The following is an 18,620-nucleotide window of genomic DNA, read 5'->3' on the forward strand; positions in this document are numbered from 1 at the left end:
TCGGCTGGCGCGGTCGAGGACGCAGGCCGCGTCCGGCCGATTGTCATGTCCCGCGCGAATGGTGCGTCGAGAATCCCGACTGCCGCGTGGAGAGTCAAGAGTCCGGGTCAGGCGACCTGATGAAACGTCAGGTCCTTCTCGGGCGGGCCGCCGACCGCACTCCGCACGCACCGGGTTGCGCCGGCGCGGTCATCGTCACCCCGGCGCCCCGCGCCCCCCGCCTGCCGGCGGTGAGCCGCCCTCAGGCGTCGTCCTCGCCGAGCACCCCGGCGACGCCGCGGGCGACGCAGGCGATCCGGTCGGCGGGCAGCCCCGCGATGTTGATGCGGCCCGCGGTGGTGCCGTAGACCGCGTACCGGCTGCGCAGCCGCAGCATCTGCGGCGCGGTCAGCGGCAGCATCGAGAACATGCCCTTCTGCCGCGCGAGCGCAGCCGCCTCCGCGGGTCGGCCGAGGGCCGCCAGCTGCTCGGCCAGGCCGGTCCGGTTGGCCTCGACACGGGCGCGCATGCCGTCGAGCTCGGCCCGCCACAGGGCGCGCAGGCCGTCGTCCTCCAGGATCGCCGCGACCACCGCCGCGCCGTGCTCCGGCGGCATCGAGTACAGGGTGCGGGCCGCGTTCTGCAGGGCCGTCTCCACGTGCCGCAGGGACGCGCGGGAGGCGCCGAGGACGATCGCGCAGCCGGTGCGGTCGCTGTAGAGCCCGAAGTTCTTGGAGCAGCTCACCGCGACGAGCATCTCCGGCACCCGGTCGGCGAGCAGCCGCGTGGCCGCCAGGTCGGCCTCCAGGCCGTCGCCGAGGCCGTGGTAGGCGAGGTCGACGAACGGGACCCAGCCGTTCCGGGCGGCCAGCCCGGCCAGCTCCTCCCAGGCCTGCGCGGAGGGGTCCACGCCGGTGGGGTTGTGGCAGCAGCCCTGGAGCAGCACCACGTCGTCGCGCTGCGCCCGGCCCAGGTCGTGCAGCAGCCCCGCCGTGTCGGAGCGGCCTTCGGCATCGACCCAGCGGTACGTGCGGACCGCCAGGCCGGCGGCCTCCAGTATGGGGCGGTGGTTGACGTAGGCCGGGTCGCTGATCCACACGGTCGCGCCGGGACGGGTCCGGCACACCAGGTCGGCCAGCAGCCGCAGGGCGCCGCTGCCGGCAACGGTCTGCACCGCGACCGCCCGGTCGGCCGCCCCGCCGCCCTCGCCCAGCACCATCGACAGCATGGCCCGGTTGAATGCCGTGTTCCCCGACAGCCCGCGGTACTCCTTCGACGCGGAGCGCTCTGCGAGGCGCAGCTCCGCCTCGCGCACGGCGGCCATGACCGGCGTCGTGCCCGAGTCGTCCCGGTAGACGCCGAGGACGAGGTTGAGGCGTTCGGGCCGGGCGTCGGCGCCGTAGGCCTCCGTCAGGTCCCACAGCGGGTCGACGGGCGGGGGGAGGAGGAGCTCAAGCATCTGCGGGAACCTCGGACTGGGCGGGGCGGGAGCGGAAGGGGAGTGGAAGCGGGGGCCCGTCAGGGCCGGGAGGGCGGCGCCGGCGCGGGGGCGGCCCGCCCTGCCGTGCGGTTGGCGAGGAAGACGCCCCCCGCGATGAGGGGGACGCCGACCAGCACCGCCGCGGTCGGCGACTCGCCCAGCAGCGGCACGGCGAGCAGGACCACCAGGACCGGGCTGAGGCTGCCGACGGCCGAGCTGCGCTCGGCGCCCAGCCGGCGGATCGCGAAGGCGTACAGCAGCCCGGCGCACAGCCCGACCCCGAGGCCCTGCACGACGGTGAACACGGCGATGTCGGACGCCGTTGCCGAGGCGAGGCCGCTCGGCAGCGCCCCGGTCAGGACGAGTGCGGCCAGCACGGCGAACGAGGGCAGGCACAGCAGGCCGATCGAGCCGACCGGGTCGAGCCCGACCTCCTTCAGCCCGACCGTGTACAGCGCCCACAGGCCGCTCGCGGCGAGCAGGATCCCCGACCCGGCGATGACGGAGGCGTTGAGGGGGAAGACGTGGCGCCACACCAGCGCGACCACCCCGGCCGCGATCAGCACGAGCCCGGCTGCCTGGGTGCCGCGCGGGAGGCCCCGCCCGGCGGTGGCCGCGAGGGCCGCGACGAACAGCGGCACCATGCCGGGCACGATGGAGCCGACGAACGCCGCCGACGTGAGGGAGCCGCCGTACATCGCCGCGAGGAAGAACGGCACCCCGGCACCGCAGGCGACCTTGAGTGCGACGGCGGGCCGGACGGCGGCCAGGGCGCGGCGGCGCCGCCACAGCGCGGGTGCCAGCACGGCGAGCGGGACGCCGAAGCGCAGCAGTCCGGCGTCGGCGGGCAGCAGGGTGGAGGAGCCGAGCGCGCGGGCGCTCAGCGCGAACGCGGCCCAGATGAGCACGGTCAGCGCCAGGGCCGCCATGCCCTGGGCCTGCGGGCTGAGCCCGCGCAGCCCCGCCGCCCGGCCCTGCGGGGGCGCTGCGGCGGGGGCGGTGTTCACGGCGGCCACGGTTTCCTCCAACCAGAAGAGGGCCGTATCCGGCCACGGGGCAACGCTAGACCTTCAGCCGGGGCAGCCGATTGCCACTTCTGCCCTCCAGGCGTACGTTGAGGGCAGAATCTGCCAAGGAGGGGCCATGGACGCCGTGGATCTGCAAATCATCAGGGAGTTGCAGGCCGACGGCCGGCTCTCGAACCAGGAGCTCGCCGACCGGGTCCGGCTCTCGCCCTCGCCCTGCCTGCGCAGGGTCCGGCGGCTGGAGGAGGCCGGGCTGATCAGGGGCTACACGGCGATGGTCGACCAGGTGGCGTTCGGGCTGCCGATCACCGTCTTCGTCCGGATACGGCTGGAGCGCCACACCGGCGAGGCGGTGCGGGTCTTCGAGGAGCACGTCGCCGTCATCGAGCACATCCAGGACTGCTACCTCATGGCGGGAAGCAGCGACTACCTCCTGCGGGTCGTCATCGAGAGCCTGGAGGCGTACGAGGCGCTGGTCCGCCACCGGATCCACGCCATCCCCGGCATCGCCTCCATCGAGTCGAGCTTCGCCTTCGGAAGCGTGAAGCAGTCGAGGATCTACCCCGCCCCGAAGTGACGCCGCCGGCCCCGCCCCGGCGGGGGCGGACGGGCCGCATGCCCCGTCCGGCGGGCTTGCCGGGCCGTCCGCGGCGAATCCGACACGGGTGCCCCTTGAAGGATCAAAGTACGAGGGGGTTAGCATATGAGCGCCGCCTAGCTCGAAAGATAAACCTGTGACTGTCAACGAGGACTCGTTCACCAACTGGAAGAACCGCGAGGAGATCGCGGAGTCGATGATCCCGATCATCGGGAAGCTGCACCGCGAGCGGGACGTCACCGTCCTGCTGCACAGCCGCTCCCTGGTGAACAAGTCGGTGGTCAGCATTCTCAAGACCCACCGGTTCGCCCGGCAGATCGACGGCGAGGAGCTGTCGGTCACCGAGACGATGCCGTTCCTCCAGGCCCTCACCGCGCTCGATCTCGGCCCGTCCCAGATCGACATCGGCATGCTGGCCGCGACGTACAAGACCGACGACCGCGGCCTGTCCGTGGCCGACTTCACCGCCGAGGCCGTCGCCGGCGCCACCGGCGCGAACAAGATCGAGCGCTCCACCGGGCGGGACGTCGTCCTCTACGGCTTCGGCCGCATCGGCCGCCTCGTCGCCCGCCTCCTCATCGAGAAGGCCGGCTCCGGCAACGGCCTGCGCCTGCGCGCCATCGTCGTGCGCGGGGGAGGCGAGCAGGATCTCGTGAAGCGTGCCTCGCTGCTGCGCCGCGATTCCATCCACGGCCAGTTCCAGGGCACCATCACCGTGGACGAGGCGAACAGCACGATCATCGCCAACGGCAACGCGATCCGCGTGATCTACGCCAACGACCCCTCCGAGGTCGACTACACGGCGTACGGCATCAAGGACGCCATCCTCATCGACAACACCGGCAAGTGGCGCGACCGCGAGGGCCTCTCCAAGCACCTGCGCCCCGGCATCGACAAGGTCGTCCTGACCGCCCCGGGCAAGGGCGACGTCCCGAACATCGTCCACGGCGTCAACCAGGACATGATCAAGCCGGACGAGCGCATCCTCTCCTGCGCCTCCTGCACCACCAACGCGATCGTCCCGCCGCTGAAGGCCATGGACGACGAGTACGGTGTGCTGCGCGGCCACGTGGAGACCGTCCACTCGTTCACCAACGACCAGAACCTGCTGGACAACTACCACAAGGCCGACCGCCGCGGCCGCTCCGCGCCGCTCAACATGGTCATCACCGAGACCGGCGCCGCCTCGGCCGTCGCGAAGGCGCTGCCCGACCTCAAGGCCCCGATCACCGGCAGCTCGATCCGCGTCCCCGTCCCGGACGTCTCGATCGCCATCCTCAGCCTGCGCCTGGGCCGCGAGACCACCCGCGAGGAGGTCCTGGACCACCTGCGCGACGTCTCGCTGCACTCGCCGCTGAAGCGCCAGATCGACTTCACCACCGCGCCCGACGCCGTCTCGATGGACTTCGTCGGCTCGCGCCACGCGTCGATCATCGACGCCGGCGCCACCAAGGTCGACGGCGACAACGCCATCCTGTACCTGTGGTACGACAACGAGTTCGGCTACTCGTGCCAGGTCATCCGCGTCGTCCAGCACGTCTCCGGGGTCGAGTACCCGACCTTCCCGGCGCCGCAGGCCTGACGGCCGCGCCGCCTCCGGCAGTACGGGCGCCCGCCCCGGGAGCGATTCCCGGGGCGGGCGCCCGTTTCCTATAGTGGCGCCGTGTGAGCACCCAACCGCGGCCCGACGGCCGCATATTCGACGCCCTCGACGCCACCGCCGTGCGGGACACCGCCGCCCTGCGCGACCTCTACGAGCAGCCCGGCGAGCTGGTCCGGCGCAAGGAGGTGGATCGCCTCCACGACGTGGCCCGCGACTTCATCGCCCGCGCGTCCCTCGTCTTCATCGCCACCGCCGGCGCCGACGGCCGCTGCGACGTCTCCCCGCGCGGCGGGCCCGCGGGCTTCGTCTCCGTCCTGGACGAGATCACCCTCGCCCTGCCCGACGCCACCGGCAACAAGCGGCTCGACAGCGCGCACAACGTCGTCGAGACCGGCCGCGCCGGGCTCGTCTTCATCGTCCCCGGCCGCGGGGCGACCCTCCGCGTCAACGGCCGGGCCTGCATCTCCGCCGACCCGAGGCTCCTGGAGCAGCTGACCCCCGTCGGCAAGCCCCCGCGCAGCGCCCTCGTCGTCGAGGTGGAGGAGGCGTACCAGCACTGCCCGAAGGCGTTCCTGCGCGGCAGTGCGTGGAAGCCGGAGGCGTGGCTGTCCGAGGACGACGTGCCCAGCTCGGCCGAGATCACCCTGTCGCACGTGGGAGTGCCCGGCCTGACGCTGGAGCAGATCCGGCAGAGCGAGCGGGAGTCGCTGCTGTACCGCTACGAGTGACCCCGGCCCCGGCGGCGCTCAGTCGAGGGTGACGTCCTCGCCGCGGGCGTGTGCGGTGACGCCGTCGGGGCCGACCGACACCTCGGAGGCGTGCAGCCCCATCGGCAGGGCGGGCAGCCTCCACTGCCGCTCCGCGAGCGCCTGCTTGATCATCGGCATCGCCGGGTCGACGGGTGCGCCGGCCAGCGTCGCCGAGGTCGCGTGGAGGGTCACCGTGTCGCCTTGGAGCCGGAGTTCGGCCGTGACGGCGACCGGGATGCCGAGCGCGCGGCGCTCGATCCTGAGCCGGCCGTTCCCGGCGTCGGACAGGGTGGCCTTCCCACCCGCCTCGCCGGCCAGCGCCTCGAAGGGGACGGTGAAACGGGCGTCGACCGCCGACGCCGTGTAGCGGTCCTTCTGCCGTGAGACATCCTTCAGCTCGACGTCGGCCTTCACCGGCCGGCGGTCCGGAGCGTGCCCGTCGGCCGTGACCCGCACCTCCGGGTGGGCGCCGCGGGCCGCCCCCAGCAGGAACGGGTAGCCGCCTATCTCCACCTGCGGCTGCGACCGCAGGTCCGGGTGGCGTGCCGCGATCCGGTCGGCGAGCCTGCCCTCGCCGCGGTGGCGGGCGAAGGCGTCGGCCGCGGGCAGGGCGAGCAGGACCGCCAGGGCGGCGGTGGCGGCGATCAGCGTCCGCCGGCGCCGGTCCGGGCGCGGGCGGTCGGCGGCGGGTGCCGCAGGAGCGGGGGCGGTCGGCGCGTCGGCGGGCATGGGCCTCGGATTCCTCACGGTGCGGGGGCGGGCTCGTGTGCCCGGCGGCGGCATGCCGGACGGGACCGGCAGCCCGCGGACGGCCGCGGCGTCCGGCGCGACGGCCGTGGCCGGCGCCGCAGGCCTCCACCGCGGGAGCCGCGGACAGCAGGCCACCCGGGAACACGCACCCCATGATCGCTGCTGCCGGAGCGCGCACCTACCCCGGAGGGGCGCCGGCGCCCGCACGGCAGCCGCCGGGCAGCGCCCGCACGGGCCGTCAGGCCGGCGCGGGCTCCGCCGGGGCGCCCCTCCCGGGCGGGGCGAGGCGCCCGGTGCGGTCCAGGGCCAGCAGCGCGGCCGCGCACAGCACGCCGAGGGCGAGGAGCGCGAGCCACGGCAGCGACGGCACGCCCGCGGCCCGGGCCGCGTCGAGCGCCGCACCGGTGAGGAGGTTCCCCACGGTGATGCCGACCCCGCAGACGGTGTTGTACAGCCCGTAGTGCGTGGCGACGAGCCGGTCCCCGGACAGCCCGACGAGGGTGTCCATCTCGAACGGGTACGCCACCATCGTCCCCACCGCGAGGAGCAGCGCGGCCAGTACGGGCACCGCCGCCGCGTGCAGCCACCGCCACGCGCCCCCCTCCGGCAGCGGCAGCGCCGATGCCAGCAGCAGCGGGGCGAACGCCGCGGCCATGGCCAGCAGCCCCCACACGAGTGCCCGCCCGGATGTCGCGCGGGCCCGGCACCAGGCGGTGACGCGGGTCTGGAGCAGGATCGTCAGCAGCCCCGGTACCGCGAACAGCGCGGCCGTCGCGGCCGTCCCGAACGGCCCCGGGCCGCCCAGCCGCCGCACCTCCAGCGGCAGCGCCAGGTACACCTGGTAGGAGAGGACGTACGAGCCGGCCATGGCGGCCGAGAACAGCACGAACGACCGGTTCGCCAGGATCCCCCGCCACTGGGCGAGGACCGACGGGCGCCGCCCGTCCCCGCCGCCGGCCGGGCCGTCGGCCTTCCGGGCGGGCAGCCGGCGGATCTGGACGGCGCCGAGGACGGCGAAGATGCCGGCCGCGGTCAGGCAGGTGAGGCGGAAGCCGGCGCCGGTCAGCAGCATGCCGACCGGCGGTCCCAGCAGGATGCCCGCCTGGTAGAAGACATTGAACAGGGCGAACGCCTCCACCCGCCGCTCGCCCGCCTCGACGGCGAGGTAGGCGCGCGACGCCGGGTTGAACAGGGCGCCCGCGAGGCCGACGGCCGCCGACGCCGCGAGCAGCGCGGGCAGCGAGCCGACCAGCCCGAGCGCCGCGAACCCGGCGGTCCGCAGCAGCAGCCCGGCCACGATCAGCGGCTTGTAGCCCAGCCGGTCGGCGAGGGTCCCGCCGACCAGGAACATGCCCTGCTGGCTGAAGTTCCGCACGCCGAGGACGAGGCCGACCGTCCAGGCGGCCAGCCCGAGCGTCCCGGACAGGTGGACCGCCAGGTACGGCATCAGCATGTAGAAGCCGAGGTTGATGGCGAACTGGTTCACCATCAGCAGCCGGACACCCGTCCCGTACGAGCGGAGCGGCGCGAGAGGCCCCTTCACCGGGACGCCTCCCGCACCGCGTCCGCGGTCCCGGCCAGGGGGTCGGCGACGGCGGTGCAGCGGGTCCAGCGCACGACCTCCTTCTCGTCGGCCCGGCCGACGACCTCCGGCTCGGCGGCCGGCGGTCCGTCGAGGAGCCCGTGGGCCGCGCAGTAGTCGTCGTCGTAGACGGTCCCCAGGTAGCGCTGCGGCCCGTCGGGGAAGACCGCCGCGATACGGGTGCCCTCCGGGCGGGTGCGGGCCAGCCAGCCGGCGACCAGCGCCACGGCGCCCACGCTCCAGCCGCCCGTCGCGTAGTGGGAGGACGCCAGCCGCCGGCAGGCCCACACGGCCTCGGCCGGCGCCACCCAGTGCACCTCGGCGAAGCTGCCGTAGGCGACGTTGCGGGGGTGGATGCTCGACCCGAGGCCCCGCATGAGCCGGGGCCGGGCCGGCTGCCCGAAGATCGTGGAGCCGACGGTGTCGACGCCGACCAGCTCCAGCCGCGGATAGAGCTGCCGCAGGACCCGCGAGAGGCCCGCGGAGTGCCCGCCGGTGCCCACACTGCACACCAGGACGTCGATGTGCCCGATTCCGGCGGCGAGTTCGAGGGCGAGCGGGGTGTAGGCGGTGGTGTTGTCGGGGTTGTTGTACTGGTCGGGGCACCAGGCGACCGGGTCCCGGTCCAGCAGCCGCCGCACGCGGGTGCGGCGGGCCTCCTGCCACCCGCCGACCGGGTGGGGCTCGGAGACGACCTCGACCCGGGCGCCGTAGGCGGTGAGCAGCCTCGTCATGGAGGGCTCCAGGCCCGGATCCGTGACCAGGGTGACCGGGTGCCCGTACACCATCCCGGCGAGGGCGAGGCCCAGGCCGAGGGTGCCGCTGGTGGACTCGATGACGCGGGCGCCGGGCCGCAGCTCCCCGCGGGCGCGGGCCCGTTCGACCATGTGCAGGCCGGGGCGGTCCTTGATGCCGCCGGGGTTGAACCCCTCCAGCTTGGCCCAGAAGCCGCGGCCGCGGGGCGCGAACGGCTCGGACACGCGCAGCAGCGGGGTGTTGCCGACGAGTCCGGTCAGGGCGGCGCCGGGGGAGGGCGGCGGGGCGGCCGCAGGGCGGGGGACGGGGGAGGACATGCGGGAACTCCGTTCGGGGTCGGTACGGCCTGGGCGGGGCGCGGCGGAGGGGATTGCGGACGGCGGTCGGCCGTGGATGCCGGTCCGCGCCTCCGGCTTTCCGGCGGTTTTCGGCGTCGATGGGCCGCGGCGGTGTCTGCGCAGGGGAATGCGCGGCGCGGCGCTCGGCAAAGAGCCGCGAAAGGGCGCGCGAATTCGGTGCCGGGCAGGCCGGCGAACTCCCGGGGCGGACAGGACGGAGAACACGGAATCGATTCCCGCCCCTTCCGGGCGCACCCGGCATTCGCCGCGGGCAGGGTGCCGTATACGCCGGCGGCCTAGATGCGGAGCACTCCCGGGGTGGGGGGCGGCGCGGCGCCGTACGTCTGCGGCCGACCCGGGGCGGCGGGGGCCGTGGCGGGGTCCGCGGGGGCGGCCGGCCGGCCGGCGGGCGCGTCCGGGCAGCCCGCGAGCACCGCGCCGCCGTCCGTACGGCCGGGCGCACAGTGCTCGCCCCGGTGTCCGGCGCCGCCCCCGCCGTGTGCCCGGTCCCGGTCCGCGGCCCGGGCCACTGACCCGGCCGCGGAACCCGGCACCGAAACCGCGGCCGTTTCGGCGGCGGGCCGGAAATGGTGTGCGGTGCTCGCGGTTTCCCCGCCGTGCGCGCAGAGGAATCCCACCAGCAGCAGGACCAGCCAGAGCGGCGCCGACGCAATCCGGCGGACCCGGACCCGCGGCGTGCGAAAGGCGGTTCCCGCTGCTGTCACGCCGTCATGGTAGCCGCGCTTTCGGCGCTTTCGGCAGGTGCGCCCCGCACGATGGCCCGAACCTTTCCCCGAAAAGGGATGCGGTCCGGATACCGGTGAATGCGCGGCCCGGCCCGTTCCGGCGATGACTGCGCCGGGCGCCGCCGCGGCCGGCCCGTCGTGGCGTTTCGCCGTGCACGAGGGGCCCGCGTGCGACCGTGGACGGACCGGACACGCCGGCCCCGCCCCGAGGAGGCACCCTGCCGTGAACTGGACCCTGGAAGTCGTTCCCGTCCCCGTCACCGACCTCGACCGCGCCAAGGAGTTCTACGCGCAGAAGGCGGGCTTCAGGGTGGACCTCGACAGCGAGGTGGCCCCCGGCATGAGGATCATCCAGCTGACCCCGCCCGGCTCGCGCTGCTCGATCGCCATGCTGCGGGGCATGCCCGCAGCCCCCGGCGCCAAGGAGATGGCCCCGGGCACCCTGCACGGCCTCCAGCTGTGCGTGACGGACATCGAGGCGGCCCGGGCGGAGCTGGTCGCCCGCGGCGTCGACGTCTCGCCGGTGCGCCACGTCGGCGAGTCCGGCTGGGAGGACGGCAAGGGCGACACCTGGAACTCGTTCATGGTCTTCCACGACCCCGACGGCAACGGCTGGGTCGTCCAGGAGGCCCCCTCGGAACTCTCGGAGCGCTGACCGCGGCCCGTCGCATGGCGATCAGCGGGGGGCGTCTCATGGAATGGGGGAGCGCGCCCGGACGGTGCGCGGCCCGGACTCCGGAAAGCGTTCGCGGTGCATCGCGCGGGCCCCTCCGCACGTTCCCGTTCCCGGCCGCCGCCGACGGCGTCTGCACCGCCGCCTGCCGGACGGCGGACGGGCGCAGCGCCCGGGCGGCCGTCACCGTCGGACCCGCGGGGGCCCCGCCGGTCGACCGCGCCCGGTGTGAGGCCGCTACCAGCCGAAGCGGCGGTCGACGACCGCGGCGAACTCCTCGAAGCTGAGGACGCGGTCGCCGTTCTGGTCCGCGGCGTCGAAGAGGGCCGAGGAGTCGTCCGCGCCGCCCACGCCCCACACCGGGATCACGCCCTGCGCGGCGAGCGTGGGGCCCTTGGCCCGCAGGGCGGTGATGACCTCGGCCCGCGTCAGCGTGCCGTCGCTGTCGAGGTCCAGTGCGTCGAAGAGGGTGCGGGCCTTGTCGCTCATCACGTCGTCCTGCTTCCTGGTGCTGCCGCGCGTCCGCGCCGGACCGGCCGGCGCGTCTTCCTGCCAGGAGTGACGCGGGGGCGCGCCGCGGGGTTGCCCGTACGGGGCGCCCGTACCGGCCCGAGCCGGAGGAAGGGGTGTACCGGCCGTGGCCGGCCGGTACACCCCTCGGGAGACGCCGAGGCGGGGCGGTCAGGGCCGGCCCGCGGGCTCCGGTTCCTTCCCGGCCGCCCCGGCACGCTGGGTGACCTGCGGGTTCCGGGACTTCAGGACCGCCCAGCCGGCCGCCAGGCAGACCGCCCAGACGGCGCCCACGTAGAGGGACACGCGGCTGTCCGGGTCGATGGCGATCATGCAGGTGACCAGCAGGAGGAACGCGACGGCGATCCAGCTGCACACCGTTCCGCCGGGCGCCGGGAAGGACGAAGCGGGCAGCCGGCCGGCGACCACCTGGCGGCGGTAGCGGATGTGGCTGACGAGGATCATCATCCAGGTCCAGATGCCGGCCGCGGTGGCGACCGAGGTCACGTAGCCGAAGGCCTTCTCCGGGACGACGTAGTTCAGGACCACGCCGATGCCCATCAGGGCGACGGAGAGCGTGATGCCGAGCGCCGGGGTCTTGGTGGAGCTCAGCCTGCCGAGGACCTTCGGGGCCTCGGCGTTGGAGGCCAGGTCGCGCAGCATGCGGCCGGTGGAGTACATGCCGGAGTTGCAGGACGACAGGGCGGCGGTCAGCACCACGAAGTTGACGATCGCCGCTCCGGCCGGGATGCCGATCTTGGCGAAGGCCGCCACGAACGGGCTGACGCCGGGCTCGAACTCGGTCCACTTGACGACCATCAGGATCACGCTGAGGGCACCGACGTAGAAGACGATGATGCGCCACGGCAGGGTGTTGATGGCCTTGGGGAGGGTCTTCTCCGGGTTCTCGGACTCGCCCGCGGTGACACCGACCAGCTCGACCGCCAGGTAGGCGAACATGACGCCCTGCAGGGTCATCAGGCTGGAGCCGACGCCCTTCGGGAAGATGCCGTCGAAGGCCCACAGGTTCGAGACGGCGGCGGTGTCGCCGGCCGCGCTGAAGCCGAACGTGACGACGCCGATGCCGATCACGATCATGCCGAGGAGGGCGGTGACCTTGACCATCGAGAACCAGAACTCGATCTCGCCGAAGATCTTCACGGAGATCAGGTTGGCGAGGTAGAGGACCACCAGGAAGACGAGGGCGGTCACCCACCGGGGGACCTGCGGGAACCAGTAGTTCACGTAGATCGCCGCGGCGGTCAGCTCGGCCATGCCGGTGACCACCCACATGAGCCAGTACGTCCAGCCCGTCGCGAACCCGAAGAACGGGCCGAGGAACTCGCGGGCGTACTCCGCGAAGGAACCCGACACGGGCCGGTAGAGCAGCAGCTCGCCGAGTGCTCGCATGATGAAGAAGACGATGACGCCGGCGAGGGCGTACATCAGGATGAGGCTGGGCCCGGCCTTCGCGATGTTCGCGCCCGCGCCGAGGAAGAGGCCGACGCCGATGGCGCCGCCGATCGCGATCATCTGGACCTGGCGGCTGCCGAGTCCGCGCTCGTACCCCTCCTCGGGTGTGCCGCCCTTGGCCGGGCCGTCGCCGTGCTGCTTGTCGACCTGCGTCGAGGTCATGCTGTGGTGCGCCTTTCCGCTCCATGGCCGATCCGCGCCGCGCTCGGCCGCAGATCGGGTTCCGATCCCCCGGATGCTGATGGAGTTGCATACCGGCGATCGGCCGGCTCCAGCGCCCCTGCGCGGACGTGGGTGGTGTCCGGCAGGCGGTCGTGAAGATGTACCACGGGGCCGACGCGCCACCGTGGTGAGCATTGCGGGCATTCCGGTCATTCACTAGCGATCAGGGGGAAAGGCCCCTTGTGTGGTGACTTGATCGTTATCCGGATCTGAGCGTCCTCTGAGCCAACACCCAATGACACCGGGACAACACGTGCCAGGTCTGACACGCACCATTGCGTCACGGTTGCGCACCGTGACCCCCTGCACGTCAGCCCTCGCCGCGCCGGTCCGGGTCCTGCCCGGTGGCCGTGTCGTCCCTGCGCCTCCGGTCCAGGGCCGTGTCGCCGGGGCCGTGCGGCGTGCCGGCCGGCTGCGGGCCGTCCGCGTCCGGCGAGCGGTCGCCGACCTGCTCCTCGCGCCCCTTTCCCGGCGCCTGCTCCTTGTCCCCCATGCCGCCGCCGTCCTCCATGCCGCCGCGCCGCCTGTCACCGCTCATCGCCGCACGCTCCTCGGCTCGGCTCCACCCGGCTCGCTCCGGCCCGTGCCGGCCCGGTGGCCACCAGGCGGCTAACCCCGTACGCGCCCGCCAAACGCTCCCCGGCGGCGTCTGCCCGCGGCGGCGCGCCGCCGCGTTTGCCGGGCCCCGCCCAGGGCAGCCGCGCCCACGAGGGCGGAACCGGACACACCGGGGACGCCGGAAGGGAGGAAGCCATGTCCACCAAGGTCCGAGAGGTCATGACGAAGCGCCCGGCGACCGTCGCCGTCCAGGTCACAGTGGCCGAGGCCGCGCGCCGCATGCGCGACGAGGACATCGGCGACGTCCTGGTGGTCGACGACGGCACCCTCAAGGGCCTCGTCACCGACCGCGACCTCGTCGTCCGCGTCATCGCCGAAGGCAGGGAGCCCGAGAGCACCAGCGTCTCCGACGTGTGCAGCCCGAACCCCGTCACCGTCGGCCCCGATGACGACATCGACAAGGCGGTCGACCTGATGCGCTCCCGCGCGCTGCGCCGCCTGCCCGTCACGGAGGGCGGCCGCCCGGTGGGCGTCGTGTCCCTCGGCGACCTGGCCGTCGACCGCGACAGCTCCTCCGCCCTCGCGGACATCAGCCAGGCGCCGCCCAACACCTGAGCAGCCGCGGCGGCTCAGGGCAGGAGCTGGCGGATCAGGGCGTCCGCCGCCCACCGCTCCCAGCGGCCCGGGGACCAGCCGCGCCGTCCGACGAGCAGGCCGTAGGTCTCCGGGCCGAGGACGGCCAGAGCGGTGTCCGCCGCCGAGTCCGCGTCGTGGCCGTCGCGCAGCCGCCCGCCCGCCTTGGCCGTCAGGGCCGAGGCGAACCGGTGCTGCACGGCGTGCCGCTGGTCCACGTTGGCCAGCCACAGCGCGGCGAGTTCCGGATCCGCGGCGGCCGCCCCGCGGACCACTTCCAGGACTGGCGCGGCGCGCTCCAGGATGCGGCGGGCGCCGGCCGCCTGGAGGGCGAGCTGCGCGGCCGGGTCGGGTTCGGCGAGGACCTCGCGCGCCCAGGGGCGGTCCAGGGTCGCCACCGGGTCGTTGTCGCCGGCGACGGCCGTGTCGAGGAGCTCCTTCAGCAGGGCGCGCTTGTTGCCGAACGTGAAGTACACCGTCTGGACGCCGACGCCGGCCGTGCGGGCGATGTCCGCGACGCTCGTCGCGGCCCACCCCTGCTCGGCGAAGAGCCCGGCGGCGGCGTCGAGCATCCGCTGCCGCGTACGGCGGGCCTTCTCGGCCCTCGTCGTGGGGGCGGCCACCGGCCCTCCTCGTCTGCCCGGCACCTTTGACTGTAGTGACACTACAGTGTATTTCACTGGAGTATGACTACAGTGAAATCGGGCCGGATCCTGGTCGTCGGCGGCTACGGCGCCGTCGGCGGTGCGGCCGCCTCCGCCCTCGAAGGCCGCTTCCCCGGCCGCGTCCTCGTCGCCGGCCGCGACGCCGCAAAGGCCGCCCGGCTCGGCGGCGTCCGCGCCGACATCAATGACCCGGACGGATTCGGACGCACGCTCGACGGGCTCGGTGACGTGGCCGCCGTCGTGATGTGCGTGGAGCCTCCCGGCGCGGACGCCGCCCGCGCGTGCCTGGAGCGCGGCATCGGCCTCGTCGACGTCGGCGCCACCCGGAAGCTCCTCGAAGACATCGCGGACCTGCACCCCCTGGCGGCAGAGGTCGGGGTGACCGCCGTACTCAGCGTCGGCGTCGCCCCAGGACTGACGAACCTCCTCGCCCGGCGCGCGCACGAGGACGTCGGCGGTGCCGAGCGCATCGACCTGACGGTCCTCCTCGGCAGCGGCGAGCGCCACGGCGCCGACGCCGTCCGCTGGACGGTCGACCACCTCGCCGCACCCCCGGCCGCCGGCCCGCTGCGCACCCGGCTGCCCGGCTTCGGGCCGCGCACCGCGTACGCCTTCCCCTTCTCCGACCAGTACACGCTGCCCCGCACCCTCGGAGCCCCCCGCGTGGCCACCCGCCTCTGCCTCGACTCCCGGCCGCTGACCGCCGCCCTGTTCGGGCTGCGGCGGGCCGCCCGCCGGCCCGCGGTGCGCCGCGCACTCAACGGGGCGTTCCGCCGGATCCACCTCGGGGGCGACGGCTTCGCGGTCCGGGCCGACGCCCACCGCGGCGGCCTCCACTCCGCGTACGCGCTCACCGGGCGGGCGCAGAGCCGGGTCACGGGCCTGGTCGCCGCCCACGTCACCGTGGAACTCCTCGGCGGGACCCTGCCCGCCGGCGTCCACCACATCGAGGAGCTGCCCGTGTTCGCCCGCCTGCCCGAGTCGCTCGCCGGGGACGGCGTCGCCCTCCACCGGATGGTGCCCGGCCGGAGCCCCGTCAGGGGGTGAGGAGCGTCTTGACCATGCCGTCCTTCTTCGCCTGGAAGCGGGCGTAGGCGTCGGGGCCCTCATCCAGGGGCAGGATGTGCGTGGCGAAGCCCTCGACGCCCAGCGGGTCGCCGTCGGTGAGCAGCGGCAGGATGTGGTCCGTCCACGCGCGGACGTTCGCCTGGCCCATGCGCAGCTGGATCTGCTTGTCGAACAGGGTGAGCATCGGCATCGGGTCGACGGCGCCCCCGTACACCCCGGACACCGAGATCGTGCCGCCGCGCCGCACCAGCTCGATGGCGGTGTGCAGGGCCTCCAGCCGGTCGACGCCCGCGTGCTCCAGCAGCGGCCGGGCCAGCGCGTCGGGGAGCACGGCGGTCGCCTTCTGCGCGAAGGCGGCGACACCGCTGCCGTGCGCCTCCATGCCGACGGCGTCGATGACGGCGTCCGTGCCCCGTCCGTCGGTCAGCTCGCGGACCGCCTCGACGAGCGCCTTCCCCGAGTGCTCCCGCAGGTCCAGGGTGTGGGCGCCGTGCTCGCGGGCCCGCTGCAGGCGCTCGTCGACCAGGTCGATCCCGATGACGAGGCGCGCCCCGCGGTGCCGGGCGATGCGGCAGCACATCTGGCCGATGGGGCCGAGCCCGAGCACCGCCACCGTTTCGGCGGCCGGCACCCCGGCGTACTCCACGGCCTGCCATGCGGTCGGCAGGACGTCGGAGAGGTACACGAACCGCTCGTCGGGCGGGCCGTGCGGGACCTTCACCGGCAGCGTGTCCCCGAACGGCACCCGCAGGTACTCGGCCTGGCCGCCGGGGACCTGCCCGTACAGCTTGGTGTAGCCGAACAGGGCCGCGCCCTTGCCGTACTCGCGGACCTGCGTGGTCTCGCACTGCGAGTGGAGCCCCTGGTCGCACATGAAGCAGGCCCCGCAGGAGACGTTGAACGGCACCACCACCCGGTCCCCGGGGTGCACGGTGCGGACGTCGGGGCCCGTCTCCTCCACGACGCCCATCGCCTCGTGGCCGAGGACGTCCCCGCGGTCGATGTACGCGCCGAGCACGCCGTACAGGTGCAGGTCGGAGCCGCAGATCCCGGTCGACGTCACCTTCACCAGGATGTCGGAGGGCTCCTCGATGCGGGGGTCGGGGACGTCCACGACCCGGACGTCCTCCCGGCCCTGCCAGGTCAGTGCGCGCATGACGGGTTCCTCCTCGGGCAGCTGGGTTGTCAGACGGCGGCCGGCTGCGGCAGCGGGTGCCGCAGGGCGCTGCGCCCGTCCGTCCAGGCGGTCAGGATGTGGTCGGCGAGGCGGTCCTCCAGCAGGACCGTGGCGTCGCAGCCGAACGCGATCCGCGGCTCCAGCGCCGGATCGTCCTCCAGGAGGCCGCCGATGACCTCCCGGCGGACGACCTGCTCGTGGACGGCGTCCGCGGTGACGTGTTCGGCGTAGAAGCGGATCGCGGCCGGGCCCGCCCCGCAGGCGGTGAGGGCGTCGACCATACGCGCGGACCCCGGCGGCGACGTGGTCTCCACGCAGGCGAAGTGCCCGACGAGCGCGGCCCGCCAGGCCCGGTGCAGTCCGAACAGGGACATCAGGTTGACGGTGGCCAGGGCGGCCGCGGGAACTGCGGACAGGTAGCGGTTGTAGCCGGTGTCCAGGCCGAGGTCCTCCATCAGGTCGGCGAACAGCCGGGCGTGGACGGCCTCCGCGCGGCCCGCGCCGAACTCGTCGTACTCGATGGCGACGAAGGCGGCCTTGGCCCGGCCGGTCAGCCGCGGGATGGCCCAGGCGTGCGGGTCGGCCTCCTTCAGGTGGTACGGGGAGCGGAGGACGGCGTACTCCCGGGCCCGCCACAGCTCGCCGGTCTCCGCGATGCGGCCGCTGACACCGCCGGCCCGGGCGGCCGGGGTCGTCAGCAGCGGCCCGAACGCCTCCTCGACGGTCCGCGGCGAGGGGACGGCCTCCCGGAGCGCGGCCAGGAAGCGCTGTTCGAGCGCGGCGCGCACGCGCAGCAGTCCCGGATCCCACTCCCGCTCGTCCGACACCCCGTCAAGTCCGCGGTAGTGCAGCTCGTACAGCAGGTACAGGGCGAAGTGGAGGTCGTCGCCCCACGGGTCGACGGCCGCGCCGCCGGCGGCCCGCTCCAGGCCGGGCGGCGCCTCCCGCCCGCGGCGCAGGCAGTCCGCGAGCGCCGACGACACCTCGCCGCGCGGCTCGGCGTACCAGGGGGCCTCCGCGGGCCGGGGGCCGCTCACCGGCGCCGCTCCCGGGGGCGGTGGCTGGTGTCGCACCACGGGAGCGTGCGGCTGCGCCGGCAGGTGCACAGGGCGACCATGAAGCGGTCGCTCCGCCGGATCCCGTCAGGTGTCTCAACCTCGACGGGGCCCTCGACGAGGACCGGCCCGTGCGGGTCGACCACGACGCGCCGGGGGGTGCGGGGTTCAGGGGCGTTCGGCACGGATCACCACCAGCTTCTCCCTCGTTGCCGTTGCGGGGGCCAGACCGCGCTCGTGGAGCCACGACCTGCGGGACGACAGGACCGGCCCCCAGGGGATGTCCGCCCGCAGCACGATGCGGGCGGACAGGCCCTGCTCACGGAGCTTCGCCACGGTGGTGGCCGCCCCGCACAGCGCCGAGTGGACCAGCAGCAGGACCCCGCCGGGCCGCAGCAGCCGTGCGGCCCGCGCGCAGATCCGGTCGACGACCGCCCGGCCGTCGGTTCCGGCGTCCCAGGCCAGCGCCGGGCCCGACCCGCGGCTGCTGCGTGCCGGCACGTACGGGGGATTGCTGACGACGAGGTCGAAGCGCCGACTGGGGGCGCAGGTCGCGGCGTCGGCCAGTTCCACCCGCACGGGAAGCCGGGCCCGGTGGGCGTTGAGGCGGGCGGTGCGCACGGCCGGCCACGACACGTCGACGGCGGTGACGGCGGCGCCGCGCGCGGCGGCCAGCATGGCGAGGACGCCGCTGCCGGTGCCCACCTCGAGGACGCGGCTGCCCGGCGCTATCGGTTCGGCCTTCAGGGCCTGGGCCAGGAGCCGGGTGTCGGCCTGGGGGCGGTAGACCCCGGGCAGCAGGACGAGTGCGGTCATACGCTGCGGCTGCCCGGCGGCCGGACCGGTATGCCCCGCTTCCCCGCGCGGTTTCGTCGAGCGGGCCCTTCCCGGGGCTGTCAAGCCCCGAGTTTCCGGAACGTGTCCGGGGTGGGCCGTCTCGGGCCTACTGGTGATGCGCCCCCCACCGGAGCAAGGGAGAC

19 protein-coding genes are annotated in these 18,620 nt (G+C 74.4%); 6 read left to right on the top strand and 13 right to left on the bottom strand.

Features of this window, described 5'->3' with window-relative positions; translation table 11 throughout:
• Positions 1-241 precede the first annotated feature (241 nt).
• A complete protein-coding gene (locus ACZ462_RS28270; RefSeq protein ID WP_467805331.1) occupies positions 242-1,438 on the bottom strand; it encodes an amino acid aminotransferase in 1,197 nt (398 codons plus the stop codon).
• Between the two features lie 59 nt (positions 1,439-1,497).
• Positions 1,498-2,475: an EamA family transporter gene (locus ACZ462_RS28275; protein ID WP_467805332.1), complete on the bottom strand. Its 978-nt coding sequence runs from the start codon at positions 2,473-2,475 to the stop codon at positions 1,498-1,500.
• Positions 2,476-2,602: 127 nt separating this feature from the next.
• Here ACZ462_RS28275 and ACZ462_RS28280 point away from each other — a divergent pair, with 127 nt between their 5' ends.
• From ACZ462_RS28280 to ACZ462_RS28290, 3 genes are all read left to right on the top strand, one after another.
• Positions 2,603-3,061, top strand: a complete 459-nt coding sequence (locus tag ACZ462_RS28280) for an Lrp/AsnC family transcriptional regulator (RefSeq protein WP_467805333.1) — start codon at positions 2,603-2,605, stop codon at positions 3,059-3,061.
• A gap of 157 nt (positions 3,062-3,218) precedes the next feature.
• Entirely contained in the window at positions 3,219-4,664 is a 1,446-nt protein-coding gene (locus ACZ462_RS28285; RefSeq protein WP_467805335.1) for a glyceraldehyde-3-phosphate dehydrogenase, read from the top strand.
• An 83-nt stretch (positions 4,665-4,747) separates the two neighbouring features.
• The gene (locus tag ACZ462_RS28290; RefSeq protein ID WP_467805337.1) at positions 4,748-5,413 is read left to right on the top strand and encodes an MSMEG_1061 family FMN-dependent PPOX-type flavoprotein; all 666 of its coding nucleotides are present in this window, start codon (positions 4,748-4,750) and stop codon (positions 5,411-5,413) included.
• A gap of 18 nt (positions 5,414-5,431) precedes the next feature.
• Here the strand turns inward: ACZ462_RS28290 and ACZ462_RS28295 are convergent, their stop codons facing one another.
• The 3 genes from ACZ462_RS28295 to ACZ462_RS28305 form a co-directional block, all read right to left on the bottom strand.
• Positions 5,432-6,163 (bottom strand): LmeA family phospholipid-binding protein, encoded by a 732-nt coding sequence (locus ACZ462_RS28295; protein ID WP_467805338.1) that lies wholly within the window; start codon positions 6,161-6,163, stop codon positions 5,432-5,434.
• Between the two features lie 259 nt (positions 6,164-6,422).
• Positions 6,423-7,673 carry an MFS transporter gene (locus tag ACZ462_RS28300; RefSeq protein ID WP_467805371.1) on the bottom strand — a complete coding sequence of 417 codons (1,251 nt, stop codon included), beginning with the start codon at positions 7,671-7,673 and terminating at the stop codon, positions 6,423-6,425.
• A gap of 50 nt (positions 7,674-7,723) precedes the next feature.
• Positions 7,724-8,839 (bottom strand): PLP-dependent cysteine synthase family protein, encoded by a 1,116-nt coding sequence (locus ACZ462_RS28305; RefSeq protein WP_467805339.1) that lies wholly within the window; start codon positions 8,837-8,839, stop codon positions 7,724-7,726.
• A 990-nt stretch (positions 8,840-9,829) separates the two neighbouring features.
• Between ACZ462_RS28305 and ACZ462_RS28310 the strand changes: the two genes are divergently transcribed.
• On the top strand, positions 9,830-10,261 hold the full coding sequence (locus ACZ462_RS28310; RefSeq protein ID WP_467805341.1) for a VOC family protein: 432 nt from the start codon (positions 9,830-9,832) through the stop codon (positions 10,259-10,261).
• 255 nt (positions 10,262-10,516) lie between these two features.
• On the opposite strand, the gene ACZ462_RS28315 is transcribed toward ACZ462_RS28310, so the two are convergent.
• The 3 genes from ACZ462_RS28315 to ACZ462_RS28325 form a co-directional block, all read right to left on the bottom strand.
• Positions 10,517-10,768, bottom strand: a complete 252-nt coding sequence (locus ACZ462_RS28315; protein ID WP_467805342.1) for an EF-hand domain-containing protein — start codon at positions 10,766-10,768, stop codon at positions 10,517-10,519.
• A gap of 192 nt (positions 10,769-10,960) precedes the next feature.
• A complete protein-coding gene (locus ACZ462_RS28320) occupies positions 10,961-12,424 on the bottom strand; it encodes an amino acid permease (RefSeq protein WP_467805344.1) in 1,464 nt (487 codons plus the stop codon).
• A gap of 370 nt (positions 12,425-12,794) precedes the next feature.
• Complete coding sequence (locus ACZ462_RS28325) at positions 12,795-13,022, bottom strand: hypothetical protein (protein ID WP_467805345.1); 228 nt, start codon at positions 13,020-13,022, stop codon at positions 12,795-12,797.
• Positions 13,023-13,237: 215 nt separating this feature from the next.
• Here ACZ462_RS28325 and ACZ462_RS28330 point away from each other — a divergent pair, with 215 nt between their 5' ends.
• A complete protein-coding gene (locus ACZ462_RS28330; protein WP_467805347.1) occupies positions 13,238-13,657 on the top strand; it encodes a CBS domain-containing protein in 420 nt (139 codons plus the stop codon).
• A gap of 14 nt (positions 13,658-13,671) precedes the next feature.
• Here ACZ462_RS28330 and ACZ462_RS28335 read toward each other — a convergent pair whose 3' ends face one another.
• Entirely contained in the window at positions 13,672-14,298 is a 627-nt protein-coding gene (locus ACZ462_RS28335) for a TetR/AcrR family transcriptional regulator (RefSeq protein ID WP_467805348.1), read from the bottom strand.
• 63 nt (positions 14,299-14,361) lie between these two features.
• Here ACZ462_RS28335 and ACZ462_RS28340 point away from each other — a divergent pair, with 63 nt between their 5' ends.
• Positions 14,362-15,387: a saccharopine dehydrogenase NADP-binding domain-containing protein gene (locus ACZ462_RS28340; RefSeq protein WP_467805349.1), complete on the top strand. Its 1,026-nt coding sequence runs from the start codon at positions 14,362-14,364 to the stop codon at positions 15,385-15,387.
• On the opposite strand, the gene ACZ462_RS28345 is transcribed toward ACZ462_RS28340, so the two are convergent.
• The 4 genes from ACZ462_RS28345 to ACZ462_RS28360 are packed head-to-tail and all read right to left on the bottom strand — an operon-like array spanning position 15,377 to position 18,456.
• A complete protein-coding gene (locus ACZ462_RS28345) occupies positions 15,377-16,564 on the bottom strand; it encodes a zinc-dependent alcohol dehydrogenase (protein WP_467805350.1) in 1,188 nt (395 codons plus the stop codon). The two genes, ACZ462_RS28340 and ACZ462_RS28345, sit on opposite strands and share 11 nt — an antisense overlap.
• A gap of 29 nt (positions 16,565-16,593) precedes the next feature.
• Entirely contained in the window at positions 16,594-17,622 is a 1,029-nt protein-coding gene (locus ACZ462_RS28350; RefSeq protein ID WP_467805351.1) for an iron-containing redox enzyme family protein, read from the bottom strand.
• Positions 17,619-17,825 carry a CDGSH iron-sulfur domain-containing protein gene (locus tag ACZ462_RS28355; RefSeq protein ID WP_365508226.1) on the bottom strand — a complete coding sequence of 69 codons (207 nt, stop codon included), beginning with the start codon at positions 17,823-17,825 and terminating at the stop codon, positions 17,619-17,621. Before ACZ462_RS28355 ends, ACZ462_RS28350 begins: the two co-directional genes overlap by 4 nt.
• A complete protein-coding gene (locus tag ACZ462_RS28360; RefSeq protein WP_467805353.1) occupies positions 17,809-18,456 on the bottom strand; it encodes a HemK2/MTQ2 family protein methyltransferase in 648 nt (215 codons plus the stop codon). Before ACZ462_RS28360 ends, ACZ462_RS28355 begins: the two co-directional genes overlap by 17 nt.
• Positions 18,457-18,620: the final 164 nt, after the last annotated feature.

It is taken from the genome of Streptomyces sp. NPDC031121, assembly GCF_055570615.1.